At 69.5% G+C, this 16924-nt stretch carries 14 protein-coding genes; 5 read left to right on the top strand and 9 right to left on the bottom strand.

The window, feature by feature from the left end; translation table 11 throughout:
- Positions 1–81: 81 nt before the first annotated feature.
- Entirely contained in the window at positions 82–648 is a 567-nt protein-coding gene (locus D7Y13_RS10540) for a tetratricopeptide repeat protein (RefSeq protein WP_120535068.1), read from the bottom strand.
- A gap of 259 nt (positions 649–907) precedes the next feature.
- On the opposite strand from D7Y13_RS10540, the gene D7Y13_RS10535 reads away from it, so the two are divergent.
- Positions 908–2548, top strand: a complete 1641-nt coding sequence (locus D7Y13_RS10535) for a Na+/H+ antiporter (protein ID WP_120535069.1) — start codon at positions 908–910, stop codon at positions 2546–2548.
- Positions 2549–2567: 19 nt separating this feature from the next.
- Here the strand turns inward: D7Y13_RS10535 and D7Y13_RS10530 are convergent, their stop codons facing one another.
- The 4 genes from D7Y13_RS10530 to D7Y13_RS10515 form a co-directional block, all read right to left on the bottom strand.
- Positions 2568–3371, bottom strand: coding sequence for an NAD-dependent epimerase/dehydratase family protein (locus D7Y13_RS10530; RefSeq protein ID WP_120584662.1), 804 nt, complete (start codon positions 3369–3371; stop codon positions 2568–2570).
- Positions 3372–3519: 148 nt separating this feature from the next.
- Positions 3520–5190, bottom strand: coding sequence for a sigma-54-dependent transcriptional regulator (locus D7Y13_RS10525; protein ID WP_120535071.1), 1671 nt, complete (start codon positions 5188–5190; stop codon positions 3520–3522).
- A gap of 47 nt (positions 5191–5237) precedes the next feature.
- Entirely contained in the window at positions 5238–6191 is a 954-nt protein-coding gene (locus D7Y13_RS10520) for a GGDEF domain-containing protein (protein ID WP_199732851.1), read from the bottom strand.
- A 120-nt stretch (positions 6192–6311) separates the two neighbouring features.
- A complete protein-coding gene (locus D7Y13_RS10515; protein ID WP_120537133.1) occupies positions 6312–6590 on the bottom strand; it encodes a glutaredoxin family protein in 279 nt (92 codons plus the stop codon).
- A gap of 21 nt (positions 6591–6611) precedes the next feature.
- Here D7Y13_RS10515 and D7Y13_RS10510 point away from each other — a divergent pair, with 21 nt between their 5' ends.
- Positions 6612–7802: a DUF4388 domain-containing protein gene (locus D7Y13_RS10510; RefSeq protein WP_120537132.1), complete on the top strand. Its 1191-nt coding sequence runs from the start codon at positions 6612–6614 to the stop codon at positions 7800–7802.
- Here the strand turns inward: D7Y13_RS10510 and D7Y13_RS10505 are convergent, their stop codons facing one another.
- Complete coding sequence (locus D7Y13_RS10505; protein ID WP_120585634.1) at positions 7803–9383, bottom strand: penicillin-binding transpeptidase domain-containing protein; 1581 nt, start codon at positions 9381–9383, stop codon at positions 7803–7805. It abuts the gene before it with no gap.
- Between the two features lie 171 nt (positions 9384–9554).
- On the opposite strand from D7Y13_RS10505, the gene D7Y13_RS10500 reads away from it, so the two are divergent.
- A complete protein-coding gene (locus D7Y13_RS10500; protein ID WP_120585636.1) occupies positions 9555–10421 on the top strand; it encodes an ABC transporter permease in 867 nt (288 codons plus the stop codon).
- A complete protein-coding gene (locus D7Y13_RS10495; RefSeq protein WP_120537129.1) occupies positions 10418–11329 on the top strand; it encodes an ABC transporter ATP-binding protein in 912 nt (303 codons plus the stop codon). Before D7Y13_RS10500 ends, D7Y13_RS10495 begins: the two co-directional genes overlap by 4 nt.
- Before the next feature lie 19 nt (positions 11330–11348).
- Here the strand turns inward: D7Y13_RS10495 and D7Y13_RS10490 are convergent, their stop codons facing one another.
- A complete protein-coding gene (locus D7Y13_RS10490; RefSeq protein WP_120537128.1) occupies positions 11349–11579 on the bottom strand; it encodes a sulfurtransferase TusA family protein in 231 nt (76 codons plus the stop codon).
- A gap of 236 nt (positions 11580–11815) precedes the next feature.
- Here D7Y13_RS10490 and D7Y13_RS10485 point away from each other — a divergent pair, with 236 nt between their 5' ends.
- Positions 11816–13774: a DsbA family protein gene (locus tag D7Y13_RS10485; protein WP_120585637.1), complete on the top strand. Its 1959-nt coding sequence runs from the start codon at positions 11816–11818 to the stop codon at positions 13772–13774.
- 127 nt (positions 13775–13901) lie between these two features.
- Here D7Y13_RS10485 and D7Y13_RS10480 read toward each other — a convergent pair whose 3' ends face one another.
- Together D7Y13_RS10480 and D7Y13_RS10475 are read right to left on the bottom strand one after the other, a co-directional pair.
- Positions 13902–14288: a RidA family protein gene (locus tag D7Y13_RS10480; protein WP_120537127.1), complete on the bottom strand. Its 387-nt coding sequence runs from the start codon at positions 14286–14288 to the stop codon at positions 13902–13904.
- 85 nt (positions 14289–14373) lie between these two features.
- A complete protein-coding gene (locus D7Y13_RS10475) occupies positions 14374–16596 on the bottom strand; it encodes a RelA/SpoT family protein (RefSeq protein ID WP_120585635.1) in 2223 nt (740 codons plus the stop codon).
- Positions 16597–16924 lie beyond the last annotated feature (328 nt).

The raw sequence follows: 16924 nt of genomic DNA, 5'->3' as shown, positions 1-16924 counted from the left end.
AGAGGGGCGTCCAATCGGCATTCAACACCGACGCTGCGCCCTTTCCCTCCGCCTTGAAATGGAAAATTGAAGCAGGGCGGCTCAGGAGGTAGCCGGGCGCAGCCGGGTCGCCAGCTGGGTGTAGTGCTCCTGCTGGGTAGGGTCACCCAGGTGCTCCCACACGTCCGCCAGGGCCTTGGCGGCCTCCACGTAGGCGGGGGACAGCTCCAGCGCCAGCTCGAAAACCTGCCGGGCCAAACGGTAGCGGGCCTTGTCCGGGCGCCGTCCCTGGGTCAGGAGCGCGTTACCCAGGTGGTAGACCTCCACGGCGGCGGCCTCCCGGTAGCCGGGGGTGGGGTTGATTTGGACCGCGCGCTCCATGAGCAGGGCGGCGGCCTCCGGCTCGCCCAGCTCCAGTTGGCAGAGGGCGGCCTCGCGGAGGGGGTCGGGGGCGGAAGGGTCCAGCTCCACGGCCCGCTGGAAGCCCTTCAGGGCCTCGGCGGTGCGGCCCAGTTGCTTGAGCGCGAACGCCTTGCCGGTGAGCGCGGGGAAGTGGCGCGGATCCACGGCGAGGACCTGGTCGAACGACTGGACCGCGGCCTCGTGGTTGCCGGACATGGAGCGGTGGACGCCCTCGTTGAAAGCCGCGAACAACAACGACCTGGACATCGTTCCCCCAGGGAACAGGGTTGCGAGGACCGCGCATCCGCGCGCGGCCGAAAGGGCCAGCCTGTCACCGGGGGACGCCGCTCCGCAAAGCCGCGCCCCTTCCCCGGCTGATGGCATCCATCGCGTTGCGCTGATGACGCGCGCGCCCGCGTGGGGACGACGGGTTGCGACGTCGAGGATTTGCCACTGTCCGAAACCCGCATTCCTGCGCTACGCCGCAGGAAGTCCGGATGGCGGACATTCCCCTTCGGAGGGCTCCATGCTCGTGTTCGAGATCGTCATCGCGCTGCTGCTGGGGGGCGCGGGACTCGCGGCGCTGTCCCGGCGGATTGGCACGCCCTACCCCGCGCTGGTGGCGTTCGCGGGGGCGGTGCTGGCGCTCGTGCCGGGGACGCCGGAGCTGGTGTTGGATCCGGAGCTTGCGCTCACGCTCTTCGTCGCGCCGGTGCTGCTGGACGCGGCCTTCGACGCCTCGCCCCGGGACCTGCGTGCGAACTGGCGGCCGGTGGTGGGGCTGGCGCTGGGCGCGGTGGTGCTCACGGTCATCGCGGTGGCGGTCGCGGTCCGGTGGCAGGTGCCGGACATGCCCTGGGCCGCGGCCATCGCTCTGGGCGCCATCGTCGCGCCTCCGGACGCGGCGGCGGCCACGGCGGTGTTAAAGCAGTTGAGGCCCCCGCACCGGCTGCTGGTCATCCTTGAGGGCGAGAGCCTGTTCAACGACGCGAGCGCCCTGCTCATCTACCGGCTCGCCCTGGGCGCGGTGGCGGCGGGGGGCATCCTGGGCTGGAGCGCGCTCCCGATGCTGCTCGTCGTCACGGTGGGCAGCGTGGTGCTGGGGTCGGTGCTCGCGCGAGTCACCCTGTTCGTGAACCGGTTCATCGAGGATGTGTCCACGGCGGTCATCGTGCAGTTCGGCAGCACGTTCGCGGTGTGGATGCTCGCCGAGCGGCTGCACCTGTCCGGCATCCTCACGACGGTCGTCTATGCGATGACGGCCTCGCGGATCGCGGCCCTGGTGACGCCCGCGCGGATCCGCATCCCGGCGTACGCGGTGTGGGAGGTGGCCGTGTTCGTGTTGAACGTGCTCGCCTTCATCCTCGTGGGCTTCCAGCTCAAGTCCATCGTCGCGCGGCTCGACCGGCCCACGTGGCTGGAGTACGCGGGCATCGCGGCGGTCGTCACGGGGGTGGCCATCCTCGCGCGCATCGCCTGGGTGATGGGCGTGGCGGCGCTCGGCCGCTGGCGACAGCGCCGGGCCTCCTCCACGTCCCCGGGCAAATCCAACGCGGTCGCGCTGTCGCCGAAGGCGGCCATGCTGGTGGGCTGGTGCGGGATGCGGGGCATCGTAACGCTCGCGGCGGCCCTGGCCCTGCCGACCGGTGGCGAAGGCGTCCCCCCGTTTCCCTACCGCGACCTCATCCTCTTCACGTCCTTCGCGGTGGTGCTGGGCACGCTCGTGCTGCAGGGGATGACGCTGCGCCCCCTGATGTCCCGCCTGAAGCTGGACGACGACGGCGCGGTCGACCACGAGGTGCGGCTCGCCCGGGTACAGACGCTGCGCGCGGCGCTGGATGCGACCGACGCGTCGGCGGGCACGGAGCTGGCGGCCCTGGTGCGGCGGCGGTACGAGCTGCAACTCCAGCGGGCGAAGCAGGTGCTCGCGGGACACACGGACGCTCAGGCCGAAGCCCGTCCGGATGGGGCCTCCGCGCCGTGGGGTCCAGCCTCCGCCGACGCGAACGTGGTGCGCACCGCGATGGCCGCTGAACGGCGGCGGCTGTTGGAGCTGCGCTCGGACGGGACCATCGGGGACGCGGCGTTCCAGCAGGTGGAGCAGGAGCTGGACTGGACGGAGCTGGACCTTCAGCAGCTCCTGCGCGCGGAGGCCCCCGAGCACTGACCCCGCGGACCGCCGCGAGTCACCCTCGCGCCTCTTCCTCCATGGCCGCGACGAAGCCGGTGGTGAAGTCCGGGTAGCGCGGCGTCCAGCCCAGGGCCTCCAGCTTCGCGCCGCTGATGGCCCGGTCGCCGCGCAGGGATTCATGGAGCGACGCGAAGGGAACCCGGGGCGGCATGGGAAGGGACAGGTGCTGGCAGAGCCAGGTGGCCGTCTCCTCCTGGGTCGCGGGGCGCCGGTCGGCCACGCAGTACACCTCGCCGGGAGCCCCACGTTCGAGCACCACGCGAACGGCGTCCACCAGGTCGTCCACATGGATGCGGGAGAGCCGTCCCCCACCGGACTCGGGAATGCGCAGCGTGCCCGCCTTCAGCCGTCCGGAGGTGCCGCGCCCGGGGCCGTAGATGCCCGCGATGCGCATCACGCTGGCGCCCAGCGGAAGGAAGCGCGCCTCCGCCTCCAGCCGGGCCCGGGCAACCGATGAGGCCGTGTCGACCGGGGTCAGCTCATCCACGTGTCCGCGCGCGGAGCCATACACGCCCGTGGATGACAGGTAGACGAGCCGCGAAGGCCGGGCCCGCGACAGCACGTCCGCGAAGTGCGCATCCAGTCCGGCCTCGGGAGGAACCGAGTCCACGACGTGCGCGCCCTCGACCCGCGCCAGCGCTTCATCGAGCGACAGCACCCGCACGCCCGCGCCCTCCAGCACCGCGCGGCGCGCTGCATCCCGCGTGGTGGCCAGGACTTCACGGCCGGACCGGGCTTCCACCCGGGCGAACCGGGTGAGCGTGTAGCCACAGCCAAGCAGGACGAGTGGAGCGGTCATGGCCTCCGCGATATCGGGCAACCCCCGTCCCACGCAAGCAGGGGCGAAAGACAGCCAGGACAACGGCACATCCCGCAAGCGGAACGGCCCTCCTTCCGTCATCCGGAAGAAGGGCCGTCGCGCACGACAATCGACCGGGGACGCGGCGCTAGAACTCGGCGCTCGCGCGAGGATCGATGATGCCGCACTCCTTGATCTTGTAGAGCAGCGCCTTGTAGCTGATCCGCAGCTTGCCGGCGGCGCGGCGCTTGTTCCACGCGGTGCGCTGGAGCATGGCCAGTATCGCCTCACGCTCGGCGAGCATCGCGGCGCGCTTGCCAATGTCCTTGAGCGACAGCTCTCCAGCCGGAGGCGGCGGAGGCGGAGGCTGCGGCGCATCGAACGGATTCGCGTAGCGCTGGGGCGCCACGGCATTGAACGGCGAAGCGTCCGACACCAGGGCCACCGGCGGCGGCGTCATCGTGCCGCGCGCGGGCATCTCCAGCACCTGCACCCCCGAGCCGTTCGAGGAAGCGACCTGGGACGGAGGGGCCGCGAAGACGCGGGCCGGATCCTCGTAGTGGCGCGAAGGCGGAGGACCGAAGTCCTCCCCACCGAAGGACGTGGGCAGCGACGGAGCGCTCGCCGGGGTCCGGCCACCTCCGCGAATCTCGTCCAGCACCAGCGTCGGATCCTTCAGCACGCACAGGCGGCGAACCATGTTCTCCAGCTCGCGCACGTTGCCCGGCCACTCGTAGTCACTGAAGGCGTGGAGCACTTCCGTGGGCAGCTCGGAGACGCCCGACATGAAGCCCTTGCCGTACTTCTTCAGGAAGTGGTCGGTGAGCGGCACCACGTCCTCGCGGCGCTCGCGGAGGGGCGGCAGGCGGATGGCCACGACGTTGAGGCGGTAGTACAGGTCCTCGCGGAAGTTGCCGAGCGCGATCTCCTTCTCCAGGTCGCGGTTCGTCGCCACCACCACGCGGCTGTCCACGCGAACGCTCTTCTTGCCACCGACGCGGAAGAACTCCTCGTCCTGCAGCACCTGGAGCAGCTTCGCCTGGAGGCGGATGGCCATTTCGCCAATCTCGTCCAGGAAGATGGTGCCCTGGTCCGCCAGTTCGAACTTGCCCGGCTTCTCCGCCGTGGCGCCCGTGAAGGCACCGCGCTCGTGGCCGAACAGCTCGCTCTCCAGCAGTTCGCCCGGCAGCGCCGCGCAGTTCACCTTGATGAAGGGGCGACCGTGGCGCTGGCTGCGCGCATGGATTTCGCGGGCAATCACTTCCTTGCCCGTGCCGGACTCACCGAGCAGCAGCACCGGCACGTCCGTGTCCGCGATGCGCTCCACCAGCGCGCGGGCCCGGCGCATGGCCGGCGACGTGGAGATGAGCACGCGAGCCTCGGCCGCGGCCTCCGCCGACGTCAGCATCACGCGGGGCGCGGGCACCGGCGCCGAAATCTGGCGCTCCGGCACGCGGGTCCCCAGGGCACGGGCGAGCACGTCCTGCAGCTCGTCGTTGCCAAAGGGCTTCGCCAGATAGTCGGACGCGCCCATCTTCAGCGCGCGCACCGCGTCGTCCGCGCCGGACAGCGCGCTCAACACGATGACCGGGGCATTGCCGCCGTTGCCCCGGTAGCGGCGCAACACCTCCAGGCCGCTCATCTCCGGCATCACCACGTCCAGCAGCACCGCGTCGAACGAGCCACCGGAGAGCATCTCCAGCGCCTGCGAACCGCTCGACGCACACCGCACCTGGTAACCCGAGCTGCCCAACAGCTCGGACAGGAACGTGCGCACCGACTCTTCGTCATCCACCACCAGCACCGCGATCCGATCCATCCCCACGCCTCCGCTCGCCCTGTGCATCAAATCCTCAGTGAACTGCATCAAATCGACAACAGCCGGGCCGGACCGGCCGCCCGCCGAATCTCGCGTGTACGCCTCAACGTCTGCAGTGCCGCGCTCAGCAACTGGGTGGGTGCCCCCACCGTGTCCGGGAAGCTCACCGCCCCCAGCTCCAGCGCCGTGCGCACCACGCGACCTTCCATCTGGAACCGTGCCGCCTCGAACCGGGCTTCCACCCGCGCCAGGACCTCCGGCACCGACTCCGCGGGCGTGCCCGGCAGCAGCATGGCGAACTCACTGTCCCCCACCCGCGCCACCGCGTCCGCCTCGCGCACCGTCTGCCCCAGCACCACCGCGCTGTAGACGAGCAGCCGCTCCGCCATCCCCCGGCCGTGCTCCTTGCGAAGCGCGCTCCAACCACTCACTTCCGCGGCCACCACGGAGAAGGTGCCCCCGTAGCGCTCCGTCCGCCGGGCCTCCAGGCCAATGAGGGCCAGCAGGAAGGGCCGGTTGTAGAGCCCCGTCACCGGATCATGCAGCGCCAGCGCCGTGCCGGCCTCTTCGCCGGCCGCCACGCGCTCCACCGACTGCTTGAGCCGCATCTGCGCGTGCAGCTTCATGGACAGCTCCGCGCCGTCCACCACGCGCGGCACCACGTCCACGCACTGCCCCTTCTCCACGCAGAAGCGCCAGGCGTCCCGGTCGTGCGAGTCCACCAGGTACAGCATCGGCACCGTGCCCCGGCTCACCTGCCGCAGCCGGCGCGCCGTCTGCACCGCCGCGTAGTCCGGAGGCTGCGCGGCGAGCAGCACCGCGTCCGGGCGGATCACCTCGAAGAGCGGCACCGCCGCGTCGAAGCGCGTGAGCGGAACCACACGGAAGCCCGCCTCGCCCAGCAGCGCCCGGGTGCGCTCCAGGTCCTCCGCCCGCGGCTCCACCAGCAACACCGTAGGAGGCTGCCCCGACTTTCCTGTCCGCTTGCGCTTCAGACCCACCGCCGTGCCCTCCCTTCCAGGAATTTCTGCCCCACCGCCCCTCCCGACCGCCCAGATTTACAGCCCCGCCACTTTTGCGCCCTTCGTATCCCCCCGGATTTCTTGGAGAAGGGCACTTTGTTACCCATCCTGGCCCACGGTTTTAGCAATGGGTGTGCCATTCATCACCTCACGGAGGCGCGCTTCGAGGACCTCCGGTTCCACGCGGTGTTTGAAGGCGGGGACGCCGTCAATCAGGACCACGGGGATGTCGTAACGCCACGTCTCGAAGAGGTCCGGGCTCTGGAGGATGTCGGTGACGTAGAGCTCGAAGGGCAGCCGGGTCCGCACCTCCTCCACCACCGCGCGGGCCTTCTCACAGAGGGAACACCTGGGTTTCGAGTAGATATCGACACGCATGCGTTGCAGGATGGGCGTTCGATGCGCGGCGTGTCTGGTGATTTTTCGACGATGCCCCTCAAGGACCTGGTCGTCCACCTCGGGAATCGCCGGGCCACCGGCACCCTGAACGTGGAGCGGGGAGACGTGCGCAAGCAGCTGCTCCTGCGCGACGGGCACGTCATCACCGCCAGCTCCAACCAGCCGCGCGAATACTTCGGTCAGTTCCTCATCAACATGGGGCACCTGACGGAGGACCAGTTGGAGCGCGCGTTCGCCACCCAGGCGGAGACGCACATCCTGCTGGGGAAGATTCTCACGATGACGGGCTCGGTGACGGAAGCCACCGTGCGCACCACGCTCTCCCACAAGTTCCGGGAGATGCTGCTGGACGCCTTCACCTGGGAGGAAGGCGGCTTCGACTTCCGGGCCACCGACGACGCCCCGGAGCTGGAGGGCCTGGACGTCAGCGTGGACCTGCTGGACGTGCACCGCGAGGGCGAGTTCCGGGAGACGGCCTGGCAGGCCATCCGCGCGGTGTTCCCTTCCGGTGGGGTGCGGCTGGAAGTGGACGAGCGCAAGCTCGCCGACCGCAAGGCCGGCAGCATGGACGACCGCATCGTCCAGCTCGCGCGCGAAGGGCTGAGCATCGACGGCATCGCGCTGGCGCTGCACGCCACGGACTTCTTCCTCTACCAGCGCCTCTACGCCCTCTACCGGCAGGACGCGCTCAAGGTGTCCGACGAAGCGCCCCTGCCCGCCCCGGAGCGCAACACGCCCACCGTGGTGGTGGTGGAAGAGGACGACGACGACGAGAATGGCGGCGTCATCGGCTCCGAGTCCTCGTCCGATGAGGTGCTCCAGGCGGCCCAGCTCTTCCTGGACGCGGGCAACCTGCGCGACGGCGAGGCGCTGGCCCGGCGGGCGCACGAAATCGCCCCGTCCGAGCACACCCAGAAGCTGCTGCGCGACGCGGAGGCCCGGCTGCTCGCGGAGCTGCGCAAGGCGCTGATGGAGCCCTCGCGCGTGCCCACGCTGCGGGTGTCCGCGCCGCACCTGAAGACGCTGCCCCTGTCGTCTCCGGAGCGCTACCTGCTGTCGCGCATCGACGGGAAGCGGGACGTGGCGGCCATCGTGCACGTCTCGCCGTTGCAGGAGCTGGAAGCGCTGAAGTTCTTCCAGGGCTTCGTGGACACGGAGCTGGTGAAGCTCACCCTGCGTCCGCTGTCCTGATCAGTGCTTGCCGGCGGCGCCGGCCGGGGCCGTCACCTCCACGGGCGCGGGGATGCGCTCCAGGGCGAGCCGCAGGGCCTCGCGGCCCAGGTAGGAGCCGCGGATGCGCCACTTGGGCTCATTGACGATGAGGGCGGCCACGGCCACGCGGGGGTTGTCCTTGGGCGCGAAGCCGACGAACCACGAGTAGTCGCGGAAGGGCTCGCGGTCCGCGAGCGTGCCCGTCTTGCCCACGGCGTCCTTCACCTGGAAGCCGCGCTCGCGGAACACGGCGCGCGCGGTGCCGTGGGTGACGGTCTCCTCCAGCATGCGCGTGAGGGCGTGCGCGGCGGTGGGCGTGAGCACGGGCTCCGGCTCCGGCAGGGGCATGAAGGGCTCCGGCTCCACCAGCACCGGATCCACCCAGCGGCCCTCGTTCGCGGCGACCGCGGCCAGCAGCGCGCCGTGCAGCGGCGACAGGTACACGTCCCCGAAGCCCGCGCCGGTGTTGGCCAGCGCGAAGCCGTCCTCCGGGATGTACGCCAGCGACACGTCCAGGGGCTGGGCGAAGGGGATCTCGCGGTTGAAGCGCATGCGCGCGGCCATCCGCTTGAGGGCGTCCGCGCTCAGGTGCTTGTTCGTCATCTTGGCGAAGATGACGTTGGCGCTCTTGCCCATGGCCAGCGCCAGCGAATAGCAGGCGCCGTCGCGTTCGGTGTCCTCCAGCTGCCGCTCGGACAGGCTGCGCTTGCCACCGTGGAAGCACGACTCCGTCTCCGGCGCCACGCCGGCCTCCAGCAGCGCGCTGCCGGTGACGATCTTGAAGATGCTCGCGGCGGGGAACACCGCGCGCACGGGCAGCCCGCGCAGTTCGGGCTTCGCCTCGGAGTGCTCGGCCATCGCCAGGACGCGGCCGGTGGAGGGCTCCAGCACCACCGCGGCGCCGTAGGGCACCTGGTAGTTCTGCATGATCTTCGTGAGGGACGCCTGGAGGCCAGGGTCGATGGTGAGCACCTGATCCGGCGCGCTCTTGCCCCCCTTCACGACGAGCTTGCTGCCCTCCAGCTTCGCGCGCGCCACCAGGTCCTGCGCCCGGGGCAGGCCCTGCATCTTGCTGAACGGCGGCGCCTTCTCACGCGAGGGCACCGGCGACGGCGGCACCATGCCGGGCTCGAAGGAGACGTCACTCTTCGTGGCCAGCGCCTCCGCCAGCGCCCGAGCATCCACGGGGCGCGGGTCCACGCCCTGCCCGCCCGGAACCGCGGGCGCGCCAGGGGTCGCATCACCGCCCGGGCCAGGAGTGGACGCGAGGTGAGAGCCCGCATCCGGAGCCACCGGAGCCTGGGCCACCGGAGCGTCCGGAGCTGTCACCGCCGCCGTGGAGGACGGTGCGCGCTGCGCGGCCTCCACCTTCTCCACCAGGGCGCGAGCACCCACGGGGCCCGCGTCCGTGTCCAGCGCGTTCACCGCCGCGGCCAGCGTCTGGGCATCCGAAGGGGCGGCGGCCGGAGACGGCGCGACGCCAGCGTCCGGGGCCGAGGCGCCCAGCAGCATCGTGAGGGGGAACAGCGGCAGGGCGGCGAGGAAGCGGCGAATCGTCATGCGTCGGGGCTCTCCTTGGGGGGGCAGGGAGCAGGCCGCCGAATCGTAGTCGCTGAGGGCGCGCTGTCCACGGCTTGCTCCCTCGACCGCTCGGTTCGTCTAGGAGAAACCTGGGAAGGTGACCGGAGGTCCAGTAGGGTCCTGTGCACCTTGGACGGACCTAAAGAGATGATGGTGATCTGGGCCGCGGAGCTGCGCCGGGCGGTGCGCAGCGGCCGCGCGCTCGTGTTGCTCGGGCTCTACAGCATGTTCTCCGCGCTGGTGCTGCTCGTCGTGGGCTTCGTCACCCGCGAACTGCAGGGCCAGGTGAACACGAAGCTCATGGAGGAAGGAGCGGACCCGGAAGCCGCCGCGCGCGCCGCGGACCAGATGCATCAGGGGGTGCTGGGCTTCCTCACCAGCAACGACACCGCGATGATGCAGGCGCTGTCGCAGGTGCCCATCGTCGTCCTCATCGTCTTCAAGCTCACCCTCTTCTTCCTCCCCGCCTACATCGCGCTGATGGGCTTCGATCAGGTGAGCGGCGAGGTGGGCCCGCGCTCCATCCGCTACCTCACCGTGCGCGCGCGCCGCTCGTCGGTGCTGCTGGGCAAGTTCCTCTCCCAGGCCACGCTGCTGCTGGGGCTGGTGCTGGTCATCGACCTGGCCATCTTCGTCTACGCGCGCATCCTCAACCCCGACTTCGCCTTCGGGGTGCTGGCGATGAACCTCCTGAAGTTCTGGGGCGCGACCATCGTGTTCTCGCTGGCGTACGTGGCCCTCACCACCCTGTGCTCCAGCCTGTTCCGCAGCCCCGCCGTCAGCCTCGTCTTCAACTTCATCCTGCTGTTCGTCTTCTGGCTGATGGACTCCGTTTCGCGCGCGGTGGAGGACACCAACCCCGTGCGCTTCGTGCGCTACCTGTCCCCGTCCTACTACTCGGGCAACCTGCTGCACCCGCAGCTCGCCGAGTTCGCCGGCAGCGGCGCGGCCTACGCCGCCTTCGCGGCCATCTTCCTGGTGGGCGCCTATGGCGTCCTGCGCACGAGGGACCTGTGAGCGAGCTGGCCATTGAACTGTCGGGCGTGTCCAAGCGCTTCGGCCCCAAGGTCGCCGTCAACGCGGTGAGCCTCCAGGTGCGCCAGGGTGACGTCTTCGGTCTCATCGGGCCCAACGGCGCCGGCAAGACGACGACCTTCTCCATGATGTGCGGCTACCTCTACCCTTCGGAGGGTTCGCTCAAGGTGATGGGCGTGTCGCCCACCACGCCCGGCGCCCTCAAGGGCCGCGTGGGCGCGCTGCCCCAGGACGCGGTGCTGCCACCGGGCTGGGAGGTGGGCTCGCTGCTCATGTACTGGGCCCGCCTGTCGGACCTGCCCCAGCCGGAGCATGAAGCGCGCGGCGCCCTGGAGAAGGTGGGCCTGATGGAGGCCTGGAAGGTGCAGACCCAGGCGCTCAGCCACGGCATGGCCAAGCGGGCCGCCATGGCCCAGGCCCTCATGGGGCGCCCTCCCCTCGTGCTGCTGGATGAGCCCACCGCCGGCCTGGATCCGCGCATCGCCGCCCAGGTGCGTCAGGTCATCAAGGACATGAAGGGCACGCAGACCGTCGTCGTCTCCAGCCACAACCTCCAGGAGCTGGAGGAGCTGTGCGACGCGGCCGCCATCCTCGACAAGGGTTCGCTCGCGCAGGCCGGCACCATGTCCGAGCTCACCGGCCAGGGCGCCGAGTTCCGCGTCCAGATTGCCCGGGGCGACGTCATCATCCCGGAGATCACCTCCCTGCCCGGCGTCATCGGCGCGCGCATGGAGGGCACCGACGTGCTGTGCGTGCGCTTCGACGGCCAGGCCCACAAGGCCGAGGAGGTCATCAGCCGCACCGTGGGCCACCTCATCCAGCACCAGACGTTGATTCTCGGCGTCAGCCGGGGCCGCCGCCTGGAAGACCGCGTGCTCCAGCTCCTGTAGGCCCGCGCCCCACGGACGCTCACCCCGCCTTGCGCACCCAGCCCACATAGTGGGTGCCCCGCCGCTCCAGGCGCACGAGTTCATTGCCGGTCGCCTCGCACCACGCGGGCAGGTCCGCCTCCAGCCCCCGGTCGGTGGACACCAGCTCCACCAGCGTCCCGGGCGGAAGGCGCCGCATCGCCTTCGCGATCTCCAGGATGGGCACCGGGCAGAAGGCTCCGGACGTATCCACGCGCACACCGGCTTCCATGGGCTCGCATCCTGTCATGGACCCCGAACGCACACGGGTCCGTCATGAGAGGGAATTTTGATCCACCCCGCGTCGTTGTCCGCCCCTTCGGGGCCTCTGGATGTGGCGGACGCAGGCGGTCATCGCGGCTTGCGTGTCTGGAATTCCCTCTGTTAAGTACCCCGCCCTTTCCCTACCCAGACACCCGCTTGGGCCCCCTCGGAGTCGGACCTATGGCGCAGGAGCATTCCCAACCCATGAAGCCCAATGTCATCGTGGCCCTGTTGGTGGGCCTGGTGCTCGGGTTCGTTGGCGGCCGTGCCGCCAGCGGCTCGAAAACCACCACCCCTGGCAACTCGCCCACCGTCGCGCAGGCGGCCAAGCCCGGCGCGCGCCAGGTGGACCCCACCGTCTTCAAGGTGCCCGTCGAAGGCGCCCCGGTGAAGGGCAGCGTCAACGCGCTCGTCACCCTGGTGGAGTTCTCCGACTACGAGTGCCCGTTCTGCAGCCGCGCGCACAACACCGTCGTGCAGCTCCAGAAGGACTACGGCAGCAAGCTGCGCGTGGTGATGCGCCAGAACCCGCTGTCCTTCCACCCGCACGCCAAGCCCGCGGCCCTCGCGGCGCTCGCGGCCGGTGAGCAGGGCAAGTACTGGGACATGCACGACCTGCTCTTCGCCAACCAGAAGAAGCTGGATGGGGAGAGCCTGGAGAAGTACGCGCGTGAGATCGGTCTGGATGTCGCCAAGTGGAAGGAGGACATGACCGCCTCCCGCCTGTCCGACGTCATCGCCAAGGAGCAGGCCCTGGCCTCGCAGCTGGGCGCCAACGGCACGCCGGCCTTCTTCATCAACGGCCGCTTCCTGTCGGGCGCGCAGCCCATCGAGAACTTCAAGGGCCTCATCGACGAGGAGCTCGCCAAGGCCGAAGGCCTGGTGAAGAGCGGCGTCGCCCCCGGTCAGGTCTACGCGCGCATCATCGAGAAGGGCGTCGAGCGCGCCCCGTCGCGCCCCCAGGGCAACGCGGAGCCCGCCCCGGCCGCCGCCAAGAAGATTGAAATCCCCGCGGACGCGCCGTCGTTCGGCCCGACCACCGCGAAGGTCACCATCGTGGAGTGGTCCGACTTCGAGTGCCCGTTCTGCAGCCGCGCGGTACCCACGCTGACCCGCATCAAGGAGACCTACGGCAAGGACGTGCGCGTGGTGTTCCGTCAGCAGCCCCTGCCCATGCACGCGAACGCGAAGATCGCCGCCCAGGCGTCGCTCGCCGCGCACGAGCAGGGCAAGTTCTGGGAGATGCACGACAAGATGTTCGCCAACCAGCGCGCGCTGGACCGCGCCTCCCTGGAGAAGTACGCCGAGGAGCTGAAGCTGGACATGGCGAAGTTCAAGTCCGCCCTGGACAGCGGCAAGTTCAACGCGAAGGTGGCGGCGGATTCCGAAGCCGGCAGCGCGGTGGGCGCCAACGGCACGCCGGCCTTCTTCATCAACGGCCGCTTCCTGTCGGGCGCGCAGCCCTTCGAGGCCTTCAAGCCCCTCATCGACGAGGAGATCGCCAAGGCCGACAAGGCGCTCGCCGCCGGCACCAAGGCGGAGGACCTGTACGCCAAGCTGAACCAGGACAACGTGAACGCCGCTCCGGCCGCCCCCGCGGCGCCCGCCGAGCCGGCCGTGCAGAAGGTGGACGTGGGCAACGCCCCGGTGCGCGGTCCCGCCAAGGCCCCGGTGACCATCGTCGCCTGGTCCGACTTCGAGTGCCCCTTTTGCAGCCGCGCGGTGCCGACCCTCGAGCAGGTGGAGAAGGCCTACGAGGGCAAGGTGAAGATCGCCTTCAAGCACCAGCCGCTGCCCTTCCACCAGCACGCGAAGCTCGCCGCGCAGGCCTCCATGGCCGCGCACGAGCAGGGCAAGTTCTGGGCGATGCACGACAAGCTCTTCGCCAACCAGCGCGCGTTGGATCGCGCGTCCCTGGAGAAGTACGCGCAGGAGCTGAAGCTGGACATGCCGAAGTTCAAGTCCGCCCTGGACAGCGGCAAGTTCGACGCGCAGATCGAAGCGGACATGGCCACCGGTTCCGCCCTGGGCGCGAACGGCACGCCCACCTTCTTCGTCAACGGCCGCACCCTCGTGGGCGCCCAGCCCTTCGACGCCTTCAAGCGCGTCATCGACGAGGAGCTGAAGAAGGCCGGCGTGGCGATCGCGACGGACGCGAAGTAGTCCGCTTCCGCTCCAACGCAGCCTGAAGCACGCGAGGCCGTCGGCTCCCACAGCGGGAACCGACGGCCTTCGTGTTTCCAGCGTCGCTTGCGTCCCTGGAGCTCCGGAGCCCGGAGGCCCGGAGACGTCAGGAGACGGCGATGGCGTCGATCTCCACCTTGGAGCCGCGCGGCAGCGCGGACACCTGCACGGTGGCGCGGGCCGGGGGCGCGCCGGTGAAGGCGCGGCCGTACACCTCGTTCACCTTGGCGAAGTCGCCCAGGTCGGTGAGGAAGATGGTGCAGCGCACGACGTGGGAGAAGTCCAGGCCGCTGGCGGCGAGCACCGCCTTGAGGTTCTCCATCACGCGCTCGGCCTGCGCGGCGACGTCACCGGGGACGATCTCCATCGTCTTGGGGTCCAGGGGAATCTGCCCGGACAGGAACGTCAGCTTCCCGGCGTCCACCTGCACGGCCTGGGAGTAAGGGCCAATGGCCTTGGGGGCGTCGTCGGAGTGGATTGCCTTGCGCGCCATGCAGCACACCTCGCGTTGAGGCGGCCCCGAAAAGGACAGCAGGGGCCGCGGGTCCGCCGCGCGCTGTAGCACATCCGGGCCGGGGCTAGATTCGCTCGACGGAGTAGACGCCCGTCAAACGCTCGATGGAGCGCATCAGGTCCGTGAGCTGCTTGAGGTCGGAGATGGTGACCTCGAAGGTGTTCACCGCCCGGTCATCGCCGGTGGCCCGGCAGTTCGCCTGGGAGATGTTGACGCTCTTCTTGGAGAACGTGTGGGTGATGTCCGCCAGCAGGCCCGGCCGGTCCGCCGTCAGCACGCGCAACGTGACGGGCCGCTTGAAGTCGCCCTTCACGTCCCAGGACACGTCCACGCGCCGCTCGGGATCGGTGGCCAGGGCCTTCTCACAGCCCACCGTGTGCACCGTCACGCCCCGCCCCCGGGTGATGAACCCCGCGATGGGGTCCCCGGGAACGGGGTTGCAACAGCGCCCGAAGCGCACCAGCACGTCGTCCACGCCGCCAATCTGGACGCCGCTGCGGCTGTTGCGGCCCACCAGCCGCTTGGCCAGGTCCGTCATGCGCGACAGGCCCGGCAGCATGGACGTGTTGCCCGTCCCGTTGCCGTTGCCATTCCCGTTGCTGGCGTCCGGCCGCGGGGGCGGCTCCGCCTGCGCCAGCTTCTCCTGCGGCACGATGCGCTGCACCAACTGCTGCGGCGTCACCTTGCCGTAGCCGATGGCCACCAGCAGGTCGTCCTCGACGCGGAAGCCCAGCTCCTCGGCGACCTTCTTGAGTTCGCCGGACTTCATCTGCTTGTTGAAGTTGAGCTGGAAGCGCTTGAACTCGCGCTCCACCAGCTCGCGGCCCAGTTGCAGGCTCTTGTCCCGCTGCTGCTGCTTGATGAAGCCGCGGATGCGCTGCTGCGCGCGGCTCGTCTTGACGAAGGTGAGCCAGTCCTTGGACGGGTGCGCCTGCGGGCTGGTGAGCACCTCCACCGTGTCGCCGTTCTTCAGCTTGTAGCGCAGGGGGACGATCTTCCCGTTCACCTTGGCGCCCACGCACCGGCCGCCCACGTCCGAGTGGATGGCGTACGCGAAGTCCACCGGCGTCGCCCCGCGCGGCAGGCTTCGCACGTCGCCCTTGGGCGTGAAGACGAAGACTTCGTCGGTGAAGAGGTCCACCTTCACCGTCTCGAGGAACTCCTTGGGGTCCTTGAGGTCCTGCTGCCACTCCATCAACTGGCGCAGCCAGGCGAACTTCTCATCGTCCTTGGAGATGGGCGCGCGGCCCTCTTTGTAGGCCCAGTGCGCGGCGATGCCCTCTTCGGCGATCTTGTGCATCTCCGCGGTGCGGATCTGCACCTCCACGCGCTCGCTCAACGGACCAATCACCGTGGTGTGCAGGGACTGGTACATGTTGGGCTTCGGGATGGCGATGAAGTCCTTGAAGCGCCCCGGCACCGGCTTCCACATCTGGTGCACCATGCCCAGCGCCTCGTAGCAGGCGGGCACGGCGGGCGCGATGATGCGGAACGCGATGATGTCGTGGATCTGATCGAAGTCGATGCCCTGGGACTTGATCTTCTTCCAGATGCTGTAGACGTGCTTGAAGCGGCCGCTGACGTCGCCCTTGAGGCCGCGCTCCTGGAGCTTGGCGCGCATCAGGTCGCACGTGTCCTCGATGTACGCCTCGCGCTCCTTCTTGCGCTTGTTGAGCTGCTCCTCCAGCGCGAAGAACTCCTGGGGCTTCACGTAGCGGAAGGACAGGTCCTCCAGCTCCGTCTTGATCCAGGAGATGCCCAGCCGGTTGGCCAGGGGCGCGTAGATGTCCAGCGTCTCCTGTCCGATGCGGGCCTGCTTCTCCTCGGACATGTGATCCAGCGTCCGCATGTTGTGCGTGCGGTCGGCCAGCTTCACGAGGATGACGCGGATGTCCTGCGCCATCGCGATGATCATCTTGCGGAAGTTCTCCGCCTGCTTCTCCTCCTGGGAGAGCGTCGCGGACGCGGAGAACTTGGACAGCTTCGTCACGCCGTCCACGAGCTGGGCGACCTCCGGCCCGAACAGCTCCGTCAGCTCCTCGGCGGTGGCGAGCGTGTCCTCGATGGTGTCGTGGAGCAGGCCGGTGACGATGGACGCCTCGTCCAGCTTGAGCTCCGCGAGGATGCCCGCCACCTCCAGGGGGTGAATCAGGTAGGGCTCACCGGACTTCCGGAGCTGCCCCTGGTGGACCTTGGCCGAGTAGACGTACGCCTTCTTGATGATGTCCAGGTCGGGGTCCGGGTGGTACGACGCAACCCGCTGCAGGATGTCGTTCAGGCGAATCATCGAGGCGGTGGCAATCGTAACTGCCTCAAACAGCAGGGGCAACGTTCCCCTGGAACATCGTACTTCCTTCACGGGCGTTGGAGCCTGTAGCGCGGGTGCTGGCCGGCTTGCCGGCTTTCATTGACCCGACGTTTCACGCGCCCCTAGATTGGCCCCAAGTCCATGTCTCAGCTCCTGTTGTCCGCGCTCCCGGTGGTCTGCCCGAACTGTGACGGGTACAACCCGCCGCGCTCGGCCACCTGTGTGCTCTGCGGCCAGGCACTGGAGAAGGCCGCTCCCGCGCCCCGCCAGACGCCGGCGCCCGTGATGCTGTCTCTTATACTCATCT

This window comes from Corallococcus praedator (assembly GCF_003612125.1).
Classification (GTDB): domain Bacteria; phylum Myxococcota; class Myxococcia; order Myxococcales; family Myxococcaceae; genus Corallococcus; species Corallococcus praedator.
Note: the sequence above shows the minus strand (reverse complement) of the source record. Positions and strands in the feature narration are given on the sequence as shown.